At 51.4% G+C, this 14877-nt stretch carries 12 protein-coding genes and 1 pseudogene; 2 read left to right on the top strand and 11 right to left on the bottom strand.

The window, feature by feature from the left end; all coding sequences use genetic code 11:
• The first annotated feature begins 36 nt into the window (after nt 1-36).
• A complete protein-coding gene (locus KDD30_RS23200) occupies nt 37-219 on the top strand; it encodes a hypothetical protein (RefSeq protein ID WP_211650923.1) in 183 nt (60 codons plus the stop codon).
• 542 nt (nt 220-761) lie between these two features.
• Entirely contained in the window at nt 762-911 is a 150-nt protein-coding gene (locus tag KDD30_RS23205) for a hypothetical protein (protein WP_211650924.1), read from the top strand.
• A gap of 1342 nt (nt 912-2253) precedes the next feature.
• On the opposite strand, the gene KDD30_RS23210 is transcribed toward KDD30_RS23205, so the two are convergent.
• From KDD30_RS23210 to bcsB, 11 genes and pseudogenes are all read right to left on the bottom strand, one after another.
• Nucleotides 2254-3594: an IS4 family transposase gene (locus KDD30_RS23210; protein WP_211645381.1), complete on the bottom strand. Its 1341-nt coding sequence runs from the start codon at nt 3592-3594 to the stop codon at nt 2254-2256.
• Nucleotides 3595-3950: 356 nt separating this feature from the next.
• Complete coding sequence (locus KDD30_RS23215; RefSeq protein ID WP_211650925.1) at nt 3951-4283, bottom strand: hypothetical protein; 333 nt, start codon at nt 4281-4283, stop codon at nt 3951-3953.
• Nucleotides 4276-4800: a RebB family R body protein gene (locus tag KDD30_RS23220; protein ID WP_211650926.1), complete on the bottom strand. Its 525-nt coding sequence runs from the start codon at nt 4798-4800 to the stop codon at nt 4276-4278. The genes KDD30_RS23215 and KDD30_RS23220 overlap by 8 nt, the downstream gene beginning before the upstream one ends.
• Nucleotides 4790-5089, bottom strand: coding sequence for a hypothetical protein (locus KDD30_RS23225; RefSeq protein WP_211650927.1), 300 nt, complete (start codon nt 5087-5089; stop codon nt 4790-4792). Before KDD30_RS23225 ends, KDD30_RS23220 begins: the two co-directional genes overlap by 11 nt.
• A gap of 89 nt (nt 5090-5178) precedes the next feature.
• Nucleotides 5179-5460 (bottom strand): RebB family R body protein, encoded by a 282-nt coding sequence (locus tag KDD30_RS23230; RefSeq protein ID WP_211650928.1) that lies wholly within the window; start codon nt 5458-5460, stop codon nt 5179-5181.
• A gap of 117 nt (nt 5461-5577) precedes the next feature.
• On the bottom strand, nt 5578-5784 hold the full coding sequence (locus KDD30_RS23235) for a RebB family R body protein (RefSeq protein ID WP_371826111.1): 207 nt from the start codon (nt 5782-5784) through the stop codon (nt 5578-5580).
• A gap of 117 nt (nt 5785-5901) precedes the next feature.
• Nucleotides 5902-6150 (bottom strand): RebB family R body protein, encoded by a 249-nt coding sequence (locus KDD30_RS24950; RefSeq protein WP_211650929.1) that lies wholly within the window; start codon nt 6148-6150, stop codon nt 5902-5904.
• A 252-nt stretch (nt 6151-6402) separates the two neighbouring features.
• On the bottom strand, nt 6403-7455 hold the full coding sequence (locus KDD30_RS23245) for a helix-turn-helix transcriptional regulator (RefSeq protein ID WP_211650930.1): 1053 nt from the start codon (nt 7453-7455) through the stop codon (nt 6403-6405).
• A gap of 271 nt (nt 7456-7726) precedes the next feature.
• Entirely contained in the window at nt 7727-11491 is a 3765-nt protein-coding gene (locus KDD30_RS23250) for a cellulose synthase subunit BcsC-related outer membrane protein (RefSeq protein WP_211650931.1), read from the bottom strand.
• A pseudogene (gene bcsZ, locus KDD30_RS23255) lies at nt 11482-12590 on the bottom strand (cellulose synthase complex periplasmic endoglucanase BcsZ). The gene KDD30_RS23250 and the pseudogene bcsZ overlap by 10 nt, the downstream one beginning before the upstream one ends.
• On the bottom strand, nt 12587-14875 hold the full coding sequence (bcsB, locus tag KDD30_RS23260) for a cellulose biosynthesis cyclic di-GMP-binding regulatory protein BcsB (RefSeq protein WP_211650932.1): 2289 nt from the start codon (nt 14873-14875) through the stop codon (nt 12587-12589). The pseudogene bcsZ and the gene bcsB overlap by 4 nt, the downstream one beginning before the upstream one ends.
• Nucleotides 14876-14877: the final 2 nt, after the last annotated feature.

Below are 14877 nucleotides of genomic sequence, written 5' to 3' on the forward strand. Positions count from 1 at the left end.
CATAAAGCACCGGGTTAACAGCACACAAAAATCATCATGGAACAGATAAAATCTCAACGTGGTTTAGGCCATTCTGTCGAATCACTCACAGCACCCGGACGAGGCTTCAGCGCATCAACGTCACTGGGTTCCCGCCTGCGCGGGAACGACAAACTTCATACAATTCATACAATTACCGTCATTCCCGTGCAGGCGGGAATCCATAGAGCGCTGGGTTAAAAGCACGCGAGCATCAGAATTGAACAAATAAACTCACAACAAGGTTCCACCATGCTTCGGGATCATTCTCAAGTGGGTACAGCGCCTAAACGAGGCTCCGTCGCATCAACGTCACTGGGTTCCCGCCTTCGCGGGAACGACACAGGTTTGGCATGAGTGGTAGAAAACGGAATCGTGACTCAAACTTCATACAATTCATGCAATTACCGTCATTCCCGCGCAGGCGGGAATCCATAAAGCACCGGGTTAAAAGCACGCGAGCATCAGTATTGAACAGATAAAATCTCAACGTGGTTCAAGCCATTCTGTCGAATCGTTCACAGCGCCTAAACGAGGCTCCGGTGCATTCACGTCGCTGGGTTCCCGCCTGCGCGGGAACGACACAGGTTTGGCATGAGTGGTAGAAAACGAAATCGTTACTCAAACTTCACATAATTCATACAATTACCGTCATTCCCGCGCAGGCGGGAATCCATAGAGCGCTGGGTTAACAGCACGCGAGCATCAGAATTGAACAAATCAACTCACAACAAGGGTCCGCCATGCTTCAGGATCATTCTCAAGTGAATACAGCGCCTGAACGAGGCTCCGTCGCATCAACGTCACTGGGTTCCCGCCTTCGCGGGAACGACAAAATTCATACAATTACCGTCATTCCCGCGCAGGCGGGAATCCATAAAGCACCGGGTTAACAGCACACAAAAATCATCATGGAACAGATAAAATCTCAACGTGGTTTAGGCCATTCTGTCGAATCGTTCACAGCACCCGGACGAGGCTTCAGCGCATTAACGTCACTGGGTTCCCGCCTGCGCGGGAACGACACAGGTTTGGCATGAGTGGTAGAAAACTGAATCGTGACTAAAAACTCATATAATTCATACAATTACCGTCATTCCCGCGCAGGCGGGAATCCATAAAGCACCGGGTTAACAGCACACAAAAATCATCATGGAACAGATAAAATCTCAACGTGGTTTAGGCCATTCTGTCGAATCGTTCACAGCACCCGGACGAGGCTTCAGCGCATTAACGTCACTGGGTTCCCGCCTTCGCGGGAACGACAAACTTCATATAATTCATGCAATTACCGTCATTCCCGCGCAGGCGAGAATCCATAAATCGCCGGGTTAAAATCACGCGAGCATCAGAATTGAACAAATAAACTCACAACAAGGTTCCGCCATGCTTCGGGATCATTCTCAAGTGAGTACAGCGCCTAAACGAGGCTCCGGCGCATGAACGTCACTGGGTTCCCGCCTTCGCGGGAACGACACAGGTTTGGCATGAGTGGTAGAAAACGAAATCGTAACTCAAACTTCATACAATTCATGCAATTACCGTCATTGCCGCGCAGGCGGGAATCCATAAAGCGCCGGGCTACAAACACACAAAAATCATCATGGAACAGATAAAATCTCAACGTGGTTTAGGCCATTCTGTCGAATCACTCACAGCACCCGGACGAGGCTTCAGCGCATCAACGTCACTGGGTTCCCGCCTTCGCGGGAACGACGAATGACTTTAAATTCAACCACTTACCGTCATTCCCGTGCAGGCGGGAATCCATAAAGCACCGGGCTACAAACACACAAAAATCATCATGGAACAGATCAAATCTCAACATGGTTTAGGCCATTCTGTCGAATTGTTCACAGCGCCTGAACGAGGCTCCGGTGCATGAACGTCACTGGGTTCCCGCCTGCGCGGGAACGACACAGGTTTGGCATGAGTGGTAGAAAACGGAATCGTGACTCAAACTTCATATAATTCATATAATTCATGTAATTACCGTCATTCCCGCGCAGGCGGGAATCCATAAAGCACCGGGTTAACAGCACGCGAGCATCAGTATTGAACAGATAAACTCACAACAAGGGTCCGCCATGCTTCAGGATCATTCTCAAGTGAATACAGCGCCTGAACGAGGCTTCAGCGCATCAACGTCGCTGGATTCCCGCCTGCGCGGGAACGACAAAACTCATATAATTCATGCAATTATCGTCATTCCCGCGCAGACGCAATGCTGTTCGGTTAAGAGGATTCCTTCTTTTTTCTGTTGCTTTTTAACGGATATTTATTCGGCCTCATCTTGACCGCCCTTTCATAATTTGGGCGGTCTGGCTTGGGGAGAATCAGATCTTTCAGAGTATCCGTTAAATCTTTGAGTCGTGCTGGTATCGACTGTAAGTTTTTCGTCTGGCATATCGCTGTATAATCATACAAAACGACCTTAAAACCGAGTTTAAAGCTGATTCTTAGAGGGCTAACTTTCGCCTCCTTTGCCGCTAGAGCCATTTCGTAACGGATCAAATTATAAGCAAGTAACAGCCCGTATAATTCCTGGTAGACCAAAGTAATTTTCTTACTTCTTAAGGCAATGGCTTTGCGGAGCATCGTGCATTTAATTTCACGATATCCTAGTTCAATTTCCCAACGCTGATGATAGAGTTCGATAATTTTAGCGGCATCATACTGACTTTTCGGTAACGATGTCGCGAGAAAGCGTTCCGGGAAGCCTTCAAATTGATAGCGGATGACCCGAAAGTGCCACTCTTGCGGTAATGATGGTGACTGTTTACGCGCATGGGGGCTTAGCTTTCGTTTCACCAACCAGTCGTTATCCGTGTATTTATCCACGATTTCAAAGTTGATGTCTTTCTTCAATGGTGTCACCCAGTGGCGATCATGACCTCGACTTTCAATATGATGAAGCAACTCAGCACTATGATAGAGCTTATCCATCAGCAGGACTGAGTGATCGTCGATATCATCCACCAACTGTGATGCTTGCGTGATTTCAGCCTCTCGATAAGGTCCGGCTGCTGCTTTAAGGATCAACCGCGAAGCGGTATCCATTAAGCAGGTCAACTGCATTACTGGATAGCCGGACTGGTACTCGGAAGCCGTGTTTGCAGAGCCAAAATGCTCTCGGCATTCTGGCGTATCTTCTACACGGAATTGGGTACCATCAATGGCATAAACTCTGAGACCTTCCCATTTATCGACCTCAACTTGTTCTGACCAGTGACTGGCGCTTTGATGAAAGAGCCACTGAATGGGCTCGACGCCCAACCTTTTACGAGCCTCAGTTAATGAGCTTTTAGCAGACAGCAGTGCATTATCTAACTGTTTGGAATTTAAAGCTAATTGCTCAGCGACCGTATGGATAGACTCTTGCCTAAGCAAAGACATTCCAATCACGAGCCTGAGGATATCTTGCGGCTGAATTTTGCGACGCCTGACCGTAGCATGAGATGTCATGCTCAAGGCATTGTTGACCCACTCAAAGGGCAAGTGAGCATTTAACACCTCTAAATAATCATTCTTGAGTGGGTAGCTTGAAGAAAAGTCTTCTAATTCAGCAGCAAACATACAGGCTCCTTTCAGTTGAACCGATAGTTTGCTCGAAATTAAGGATCGTTCAAGTCCTTAATTTTCCTTAAACGATCAGCATTGCGCGCAGGCGGGAATCCATAAAGCACCGGGTTAACAGCACGCGAGCATCAGAATTGAACAGATAAACTCACAACAAGGGTCCGCCATGCTTCGGGATCATTCTCAAGTGAGTACAGCGCCTGAACGAGGCTCCGGTGCATTCACGTCGCTGGATCCCCGCCTGCGCGGGAACGACAAAGGTTTGGCATTTTCTCATGTGGGTAATGTTTTCAATGCGAAGCGTGTTGGTCATCATCCACAATCAAATCACGACACATCAAATACTAAAATCGTCATTCCTGCTCCTTCATGGTGTTCCTGAGCTGGGCATGCAAATCATCCAGGACGCATTTTAAGTTCAGGTGGGACTGTTCAACGTCATCCATCTGCGTCTGGACATACTGCTGGATATCGGTATTGAGTGCTTCTAAGCTGGCTCTGATTTGTGCCAGACGTTCAGCCGAACGATGTTCAAATACCTCAAAATCAAAAATATCCTGGCTGCTGTCTGTATGATTTTCTCCGTGCGATTTTGAATGATCTTGATTTGATCGATCCGCTTCCCGCTCCGAGTAACGCGCGTCTGAAATCTCCATCGCTTCCGACTCAACATTGCTTTCATTCATCACTGTTTCCTCCTGAGATAGGCTGGCTGATCGAATTCGAATTAAAATTCACATCAATCAGACTGGTAAAACTCAACCGGTGAAAAATTTCATACCCTGCCCAGACCAGCGCAAGCAGGATTAAAAACGCAAAGATAAACTTCTTGTTATTTCGCCAGAAACGGACCAAGGCATGAAAGATAGTGTGGGCACGTGGCGCCGTCTTTGTCGGTTCTGGCGTCGCTGCCGTTGTATTTCCCGATGCCGAATTGGACTCACCCGTGACTTTCCCGCCGGATTTTGCCTGTAAAATCCGGGCACAGGCATTGGTGATCGATGAAGATGACACCATCTGCGCATTTTGCTGGGAGATAATGGCATTCTGCATGCCTCGGGACAGGCTGTCTGCAAACATCGTATCAATCATTTCACTGGAATAATTGCCGCGAAACAAATCTTCGGAGAATATTTCAGACATCTCCGGATGCGTTTGTTTGGTCTCAGTCTTGGTCTGCTCCTTCCCTGATTTACTGTCCATGGGTTCCTCCATCATTCCGGCTGCTGATCGACTGATAGACCCTGGTAAATATATTAATAAAGTGATCGGTTGAGTTCTTTGCCTGAGAATTAATGTCATCAATTGCTTTCAGATAATTCACATCTCCGGTTTCGATGAAATTAGCGAGCGCAACACCCGAAGCCGTTGATAGCAGGGTGTTCATTTCTCTCAGGTTATTGGCTGCATCCTGCACCGCTAATGCGCCCGATTGTGCCAGAGATTTATCAACCATATTCTGAGTTTTCACATCGGATGAATTACTTTTCATGACTGCCACCTTTCAACAAGTTAAGAAAAACCCAAAGCCACTCCCGAAGGAATCAACTTTGGGCTGGAGTCTATTCAAATCAGCGAATATTAACGGCGAGGTTCTGCTGGCAGATCCAAGACCTGAGTGGTTACTTTCCCGGTGACTGCATTGCCGGTATTCATCAGTGCATTAATGCCCTGTACCGTGGCGGCCTGCCACATGACATTCGCCTGCTGCTGACCGGTGGTGAGGTTCTGCGCACTGATGGCCAGAGCCTGGCTGGTGGTCATCATCAGATTCCCCATGGCCGTTGCTGGCGTATCACCCAATACTTTCGTATTGACCTGTGTCACGGAGTCTGTGACTTGTTCATTGACATAGTTTGGCATGTGCTTTCCTTAATTTTCAGTGTCCAAAAAGGGCCTGTGCTTTACAGGATTATGGGTTTGATGGCAGTGTCAGTACCTGAGAAGCGACTTTACCCGTCACTGCATCACCGGTATTCATCAGGGCATTAATCCCTGCACCGTCGCCGCCTGATACATCACATTGGCCTGTTGCTGACTCGTGACCAGATTTTGTGCAGCAACCGAAAGTGACTGACTCACGGGTAACATCAGATTCCCCATTGCCGTGGCTGGTGTGTCTCCCAGAACTTTCGTATTCACTTGCGTGACCGAATCAGTGATTGAACCATCAACTGTATTTGGCATACATTTCTCCTCAATTTAGATAATCATATGGTTTATACAGCAACCATGTGGCACAACCTGATGCTGAGTGATACAGCAAAGATCAACACCAAGTCTTTCTGAATCAGCGATAAATCTTTATGACGACTCCCCAAGGAACAAAGCTTTATCTGCTGCTAAAGTCGTTGCAAACATACTATTTCTACCCTGAACACCAGAGGCTTGCTGAATGATGTACATTTGCTGCTGATTGGAAATGCAATTGTAAAATGACATTCCCAATGATTGGCTGCTCGCTGAAATCAGATTCGCAGCCGAATTCGAGGACATGAGCCCTAAAGTCAGCAATGAATTATCTGCGACTGCATTCGATATGATTTGACTCATGAATCCCTCGCTCTCGTCGATGTTCTATTTCATTGTCGTCTTCATCCGACACGCTGCTTCTTTGTTGATATAAATATATAATCCACCTCAACAATTATCTCAGCGAAACAAATGATCTTCCCGGGGGTTTATACGCAGCTTCCGTGAAATGCTTTCTGACGGATAAAAGCAGGCGCACAAACAGCATCAAAACAATCACATCAGGACGGGCTTCAGATGCTGTGTCACAGCAAAGGAACACCGGTAAAGCGCTCATCTTCTGGCGATACACTGCAACTTGCGTTGTTGAAAGCGATATTGTCTCGGTGTGCATCCAACATAACGTTTGAACATTTTTTCGAAGTGGCTTAAATCACCAAATCCGGCGGATAAACTCACCTCGGTAATTTTACACATCGGCTTTTCATCAATGAGCGTTTTCGCATAATGGACTCTGACCTGAACCAGAAGTTTTTTGAAGGACTGACCAATATATCGTCGAAACAGGTAGGATAAATGAGAAGGGCTGGTAAAAGAGGATTTTGCGATGTCATCTAAATGAATGTCTTGCGTAAAATTGTTTCTAATAAATGACAGTGCTTTCTGTAACCCCGGATGATATTTACGGAACACAGTCGACTGCTCATCGAATATCAGTTCGATAATATCAGGCGGAATGTCACCACGCTCATCTAGGGGTTGCTCCTCTCGCAAATCATGGCTTTGATTGAGAAAGCTTGGAATATGTGAAAATGCATCCGGTTGAAATCCCTGAACACTCGGTAAACTCACTTCCAGGCAAGGTTTGAGCAAGCGCATAATCAGTTCAAAATACGTGGTGTTTTTCGACAGCGTATCCACACGTTCCGTACAAGAGACAATCAGCTGAATATCATTCTCGGCGAGTTTCTCCATCAACTTGTCGACCTGAATCACCTCAATCAGACAAAGTTTCTGTGCCTCAGATAAGCGATCAATTTCTGACAGGTAAAGCGTGCCTGACGTTGCTCTGGATATCCCTTCCCGCAGGCATTGCTGATACGCATCTGCCGTTTCTAACGATGCTGGAATCACAATAAACTGGCCCGCATCCCGCTGGTAATCATCCTGAGTGCTCAACGATAATTGTTCAGGGCCGATGTCACTGTAAATCAACACCGGCAATCGGCGATCAGAGCAAATGCTCATCTGGCTGTTGGCATATCTTGCTGTCGCAGTTTTGCCCGACAGCGGGTATTTATAACGCATCTGATCATGTGCATCACGGGAGTTGGCATGGAGAGAACCACCCAACGGACAGGAATCTGAATATTTGCTCTGTGCCATAGAAAAGTCCTTTTGCAGAGGTTGAATGCTTCATGGGTATCCTATGACGTCTGAAATCAGGTAAATCGGGATCAACAATGAAAATCACAGCCTTACCTATGAACCTGATTGGGTACTCAATCGATTGGGTTGAACGTTACGAGGGACTTTTCTCTGCGTTTCATTTCAATAAGGAAGCAATCACGTCAGTCAGACATACAGACGGTATTCGCCGGTCCATGAAGTGCGTTCAAAAAAAAGAGCGCAAACGCGCTCTTTTCATGAGGTAAGATTAATCAAAATCACTGTACAGCGTTGGCACTGCTGGCGGATATTCAATCGGCTGCCAGCGATCGCTGAAGGTATATTTGAAATACAACATGACATGATTGGGCTCATAAAAATCTGAACGCTGCAAATCAAGTGATGCGCCAAGATACCAACGCCGACTCACCCGTTTTTCTACGGCAGCCTCCAGCGAATAACCAAACCCGCCACCGGTACTGTCCGCGCCATCACTCTGATATGGAGCATCCAGTTGTGACCACGAATTGGAAACAGATGCACTGACAAGATAGGACAGGCTGTTGTCATAACGACCGTAATAATTCACCGGAATGGACACCGAGAAATATCGATCCGGACTGTAATAGCCGCCGCTGCCGAGTGTATATTCACTCAGGTTTTTATCGTAATGGAAGAACAGCAGATTGGTGCCAATACTCAAACGCTGCGCATCGGTTGCGATCAACTTGTAATAAGCCCCGCCCAGCAGCGCCAGCCGGGTATTGTCGGCCACATTTTCTCCGGTCATCTGATGGCGCTGAAGACTGTTCCAGAATCCATAAGGCCCGCCGAGATCCCAGCTGGAATTCAGTTTCACGCCGGTACGGACCACACCTCCCCAGGACGTGCCCGCAGGATCATTGGTATTCTCTGGCACTGTCATCCCCGCATAAGACAGCGTACTGCTGGTTTCCGGACGACGAGACAGGGTGCCGGAGACCCCAAAATCACCCAGTTCCCCTCGAAGGGTCACACCGCCCACCCAGGTCGCATGATCAAAGCCCAGCGGCGTGGTTCCGATATCGGCATGCCAGTTCTCTGCCTGCCAGCCAACCCCCAGCGCCGTACCGGAAGCCTGCTCCCGGAAGCGCACAGGTGCATTCACATTGGGCGTCTTATCAAAATAAGTCAGATCACCGGAATCCACATGCACAGAGTCGGCCCGCAGCAACAAATGACCCGACCACGCCTCAACCGGGATCCGCGCTTCAATCGGCACCTGACTGGACTGGTTTTCACCATCCCGGGCGCTAAAATCCCAGCCGATGATGACATGACCATCACTGCGGTCCCGCAAGCGGTCAAGATCAGCTTTCACATTCCGGGTCAGCCAGTCATCGTCAGCTTCCTCATAAAGCGTGCGCAGATCCGGTGACTCAGTACTCGCTTGTGCCGGATCTTTGCTTTTGTCGATGCGATCTGCATTCAGCGCCTGATAACCCCGCTGCTCGGCCAGGGTCCAGTGCCGGTTGGCCATCGCAATGGCCATCGCATCCCGGTAATCCATGGCATCGGCATCGGTCCGCAGTTCAAGTTCCACATTCAGCGCATTGGCTTTTGACGTTTCTCTCTGCTGATTCATCACCCCCGCTGCCGTCATCAGCTGCCGTGCTGTCAGTTGAGATTTTTTCGTATAAAGCTGTTCAGATGTCTGCTGATAAAGTGTGGTTTCACCGGTCAGTGAAGCGACTTCCAGTACGCCGAGTTGCGCTGCAGTCTGATAGGGTTCCGGCTTTCTCAGCACTTGCTGGTACAACGCCAATGCCGAAGAATACTGGCGTTGCGCCAACCTCAGATCGGCTTCAGTCAGCGTGCGTTGCGCATGTAATTCATCCAGTTCGGCGACCGGCAGTGCATTCGGATCGCCTTTGAGTCGCAACTGGCCTTGCTTTGTCAGCCACGCATCAAAATCACCGAACTTCGCCAGCGCGATCATCAGCTCGCCGTGTCCCAGGGTGTCAGATTCCGACCAGTCCTCATCCGGCTGCATGCCCCGATAAATCGCTTCGGCCCGGGTCCGCTCTCCCAAACGTACCAGCGTAACGCCCAGCCGGGCCAGCACCGCTGGCTGATCGCCGTACTGCTGTGTCAGACCATCCAGCTGCGCTCGCACCGCAACCGGGTTCGCCGCGTAACGGTCCGCGACCGCATCCAGAGACTGGTTGAGTTTCAGCCGAGCCAGATTCCGGCTCATGGCATCCGTGCGCTGGGGAACCGGCACGCGAGACAAGGTCTGTACCGCTTCCGCTTCACGGCCGGATTGCGACAGATACAGCGCATAAGCAAAGTACATTTCCGGGTCTGAACTGCCGGAAGACCATTCACGCATCAGGGTATCCGCACGCGCACGCTGCCCGACAGAAACCAGCGCATCCGCGATATCCCGTCGCTGCCAGGCAGAGGTCGGATTCAATGCCAGCAGTGCGTCCGCAGCCCGCTCAATTTCATCGGGCTGATTCATCGCCACAGCCTGCGCGAATCCGGCCAGGGCCTGACGGGTTTTCAGGTCCTGTCGTCTGTCTTGCAGTAACCGTTGCGAAGACACTGGCATCGATTCAATCAATGCAATGGCTTCTTTCAGGGCCCCTTGTGCTTCACGGACATTCACCCGCCCTCGCAACGCCGAGGCATTCCCCGGTTCCCGTTTCAGCGCCTGTAAGTAGGCCTGATCAGCGGCATCGTAGGCTTGCTCAGACAGCAGTACATCTGCCATTTTCAGGTACGCATAGGGCTGTGCATCATTCACCGACGCCGCTTTCCGGTACGCTTTCTTCGCTGACGCAGACTGCCCTTTCGCCAGCAGCGCATCGCCTTCATCCAGCGCTGCCCAGTAAGACGACGCTTCGATCAGCGACTGCCATTTACTCAGGTTATCCGGGTCGCTGTCGAGCGCCTGAGCCTGCTGAAAATAGCCCAACGCTTTGCCCTGCTGCCCCATTCGCAAATACACCAGTCCCAATCCGCCCAGAATTTCCGGGTCTTTGGGGCGTGTGGTCAGCGCATAGCGCAGTTGGCGCTCAGCCTGGGTGTATTGTGATTTCTCAATCAGTGCCAGTCCCTGACGTTTCGCCTGATACGTTGGGTCTTGCCGGAGGGTTTGCTCGGTTTCCCAGCGTTGTTGTGCGTCCTGATTCGCCCGGTTGATCGCCAGATCGGACGGATAATAACTGGCCAGAATGGCATACTGATCCGCAACTGCTTGCGAGATCGGCAACTGATCCAGCGCGCGCAGCCAGGCATCGGCAGCCGCTCGGCCCAAATCCGTTCGTAACGACAGCTGGCGATAGGTCTCGAGAATCCAGGGATCAGCCGGGTTGCGGCGTCGGATATGGTTCGCCAGCGCCAGCTGGAATGCAGGGACGCCCGGATAAGCGGCATTCAGTTGCTCCAGACCCTGTTGAACATCCGGCCACTGGTCGCGAATATTTCCTTCCACCTGCAAATATTCCAGTTGCAGCTCCGGCGACGGCATGCCATGAGGAAAAAGCGCCTGATAGGCTTGCAGGGCTTCCGGGTAACGTCCGGCATGGGCCAGCAGGCGAGCCTGTTGCAGAGCACCTCTCTGTTCCCCGGCCACCGCCATCAGATCCCGGATTGCAATGGCTTGCCTGGCATCGGGGTTCATCTGACGAACCACAGCGTCTGCCAGCGAAATCTGATTCTGTTTCAGATACAGACGCGCCTGATAATACAGACCGTCCGGATGACGACTGTCGATCGCCAATAACCGCTCCAGCGCACTGGCCACAATATCGTCCCGCCCCAATGCGGTTGCCAGCGCCAACTGATCGCGCAAAAACGCCACGGAATCCACCTGATCCAGTGAGGTCGCCAGTTGAACAGGCGTGACCGGCTGATACACCTGCTTTAACTGCTGCGGCGTTAACGGCGTATCCGGGACCACACCGGCCAGTATGGTTGGGCTGCTGAACAATGCACCGATGCTCAGCGCAACCCGGGTAAATGAAACGGCAGATCGACTCACTGACATTGATTTTCCCAAGCTGGCAGTAACTTGCCATCCACATCAAAACGATAGCGCGCTTGATGCCAGCCTAGTCCAAACAGGGCCAGCACATTGTCGTAATAGTAGTCATCAGGCTGGCTGACCAGCATGGCGGCAGCTCGCTCCGCCTGTGTTTTCAGTAACGCCTGCTCGCCCGAAGCATGGATCAGCGGCAGCATGGCGGCAGAAAATCCGGCGCTTCCCGTCTGCTTAAATTTGCCATTCGACGTATTCACTTCACGCGGCGGAGCGGATAACCGGGCTGTCGCAGCAACCATCGGCTGCATCGCGGCGACCAGCGCGGCTTTCTCCGGAGATGCATCGCTGAGCATGCCCGCCACAAATAGCTCCGGATAGCGTTGTAGCTCCCGGTGAATCCTGTCTGCGGATCCACCTGGAATCCTGCACGGCTGGCTTTTGCCCAGTCGGGACTGAATCCGGCAGGCATTGTTGCCAGCATCAAGGCCTGACTGGTCTGATACAACGACGCCCAGTCGTCATGAGGATACAGTGCCCGAAAACGCGCCATGATCTGTAACGGAACATAACTCGGATTCACGCTGTACTCCCCATCACCCAGTTCAAACCCTGAGATTCCCGGCAGCAGTACCGTGCCCAGGCCATCGATCAGCACCGTTTCTTCCCGCATAATCCGGCTCGCCAACAGATGAGCCAGCGACTGATAGTAATAGTTGTCCCACAGGCGTCCGGCTTCCGCGAGGGTATAGGCAATCCAGAGATCTGAGTCCGACGCCGGATTGGCATCCAGCACACCGAAACGTCCGGACGCTTGCCTGCCCCACAGCCAGGCGGGTAAGCGGGCGGTCAGATCGCCGCCGGCCAGATGGCTTTGAGTCCAGTTCAGTAACTCAGCAAACATCGCCCGGTCATTGGCAACCAGCGCAAAAAATAGCGCGTACGACTGGCCTTCCGAAGTTGTGATCTGACGGGCATCGCTGCCATCCACAACCCGGCCATTTACAATGTAAATCGATTGAAACTGCTGCCACTGCGGCCAGTCACACGTTGCAGCACGGCCCGGCAGGCTGATGAGCAGTGCCAGAAGGAATATCAGCGTTTTCATGCTTCATCCTCGCCTTTTGACAGCCGTTTGGCAGCAATTCGGCGCAAAACACGCCACAGGACGATCGTCACAATCACCACGAGCAATGCCGCCAGACTGGCAACCAGCACCGGATGATTCGAGAAGTGATACCAGACCAGCTGCCAGACCGGTAATTTGCCGACAAAATAACGTTTGCCAACCTGATAACTGGCGACTTCCTGATTGCGCAGTGTCACCACAGAGCCCGACATAAACTCAACTTTGCCAGCATCCGTCAGTGCCTGATCCACCAGACTGAGTGCCTGCGGCTCTGCCGCCATCACGGTCACCAGACTTCGCTTCTTCGTGAAGGGGGATTCGAGCCCAGTGATTGCCGCAAATGTTCCCCCGGCTTCAACCGACACCCAGTCAGCCGCATCGCGATGCTGGCCCGATGTCGCGACACCTTCCTTCGACTGCGCCGTTTCATTCCGGCCCGGCAGCCGGATCTGACGTTGCCCGGCCTGCATCACCAGATTCACCTGATCCGCATCGACCGCGGCCTGCTGCAGTTCCGGCGCAACCCCGATACTCAGGATATCTTTGCCTTTCAGGTGTTGCGGGTCCCACTCATGGGTCAGCGTCACATTCAATCCCGGATAACCGGTATCTGCCCCAAAACGGCCCATCAGATTGAGAAAGGTCTGCAAGGCGTCTCTGGAAGGCGACTTCGGCACCACCACAACGGTTTCAGACAAGTCTGCCATCCGGGTAAAAGGAAAGCCCGAAGTTGCAAACGCCCGCAGATTCGGCATCTCGATATAATGCGGAAATCCGCTGAAATCGATGGTTGAGCTGCCATCAATCACGGCATATTGCTTGCTGGGTTGCGTGACCTGACAGTTGCCTTCAGTCACCGATGCAAACCCAAACTCAAACGCCATATTATTCTTGCTGCCCACTTTGAATGCAGGAATCCGTACCCGGTCATGGCCGTTCAGCATCCCGTCATCCAGTAAGGGCACACGGATCCGGGTCGACTCGCCTCCCTGACCTTTGGTGGTCAGATTAAAGGCTTCAATAAATTCATCATTGATTTTCAGGCTCAGGCGCGAACCGGAGTTGTCTGTCATCGGTGGTGAATAGCGGTAGCTGAGATCCATCGGGATGCCCCGGCTCTGCCAGGTAAAGAGATCCGGTGCCAGATTCAGATTCAACCGGATCGGTGGCGGCGTGCGGCCTTCCACCTGAAGCTGACTGCGCTGTTCCACCAGCTCAGAGAATGCAATCGGCCGTGAGGTATCAATCCAGTTTGGCGCATCATAAGGGACACGCGGTTTGATCTGCTTCACGGCATTAATTTTTGCCATCGGCCCGGTAAACAATTGCGTCCCCAGCGCCAGTCCCTGAACAGCCGTATTCAGATCCGCACTATCGCGCCCAATCACCAGCAGCAACTTCACGTAAGGGTTGGTCGGATGAGTAATCATCTGTAACCGCGGGCCATCTGTGTCGGGAAAATCCCGCAGAAAGTCAGGTTTGTTCTCATTGGTCACGAACACCACGGCATGTCGTTCCGGCAGGTGATCAAACGACAAAGGGAACTGAGCGCCGCGCCACTGAGACAACGCACCAAAATGAGACGCCAGCACACCCGCCGCTTTCATTGCCGCCAGATCGTACTCATCTCCCATCACAAACGGCAGATTCACACGACCGAAATCACGCGGATCAAAGAAGGGGGCAGGCAGCAGGCTGAGATCGCTTTGCAACTGTGTTTTCTGAACCTGTAAGGCGACGTGACTGCTCTGGCTGATTTCAGCCCAGATACTGGCATCGTTCGGGTTGGAACAGGTTTTGTGCGTATTACCAATCAGCTCAAAACGAATCTGGTTATAGTTACTGAAATAACGCGGGTCCAGCGGCATCGAAATATTCATTTTCTTGCCTTGCTGCCCGTCGGTGATCGCCACGACCCCCATCAGCTCGTTGTTCAGGTAGATCTTGATATGAGACACCAACGCCAGCAAGGCAGGTGAAGGGGTGACATCAAAGTTCAGTGATGCCTGAGCGATCACTTCGTCTAACCGGGAACCAAAGCCAATATAGGCGCTGGCTTCGCTGCCCTGAATCCCCACCGATCCCTGAAACCCGAGCTGTGAAAATGGCAGTTCGCGCTGAATGACCGCCGATAAAGTGTCGGACGCCAAAGGCGCCCTCAAAGGTTCAGTGACCACAGGTGTCGTCTGTGCACCCGTCAGTGCTGATGCACTCAAGCCCAGCATCAAAGCCGAAATTGTTTGAATTTTTTGTTTTATTTTCATGA

Origin of the sequence: Photobacterium sp. GJ3 (assembly GCF_018199995.1) — a bacterium.
Classification (GTDB): domain Bacteria; phylum Pseudomonadota; class Gammaproteobacteria; order Enterobacterales; family Vibrionaceae; genus Photobacterium.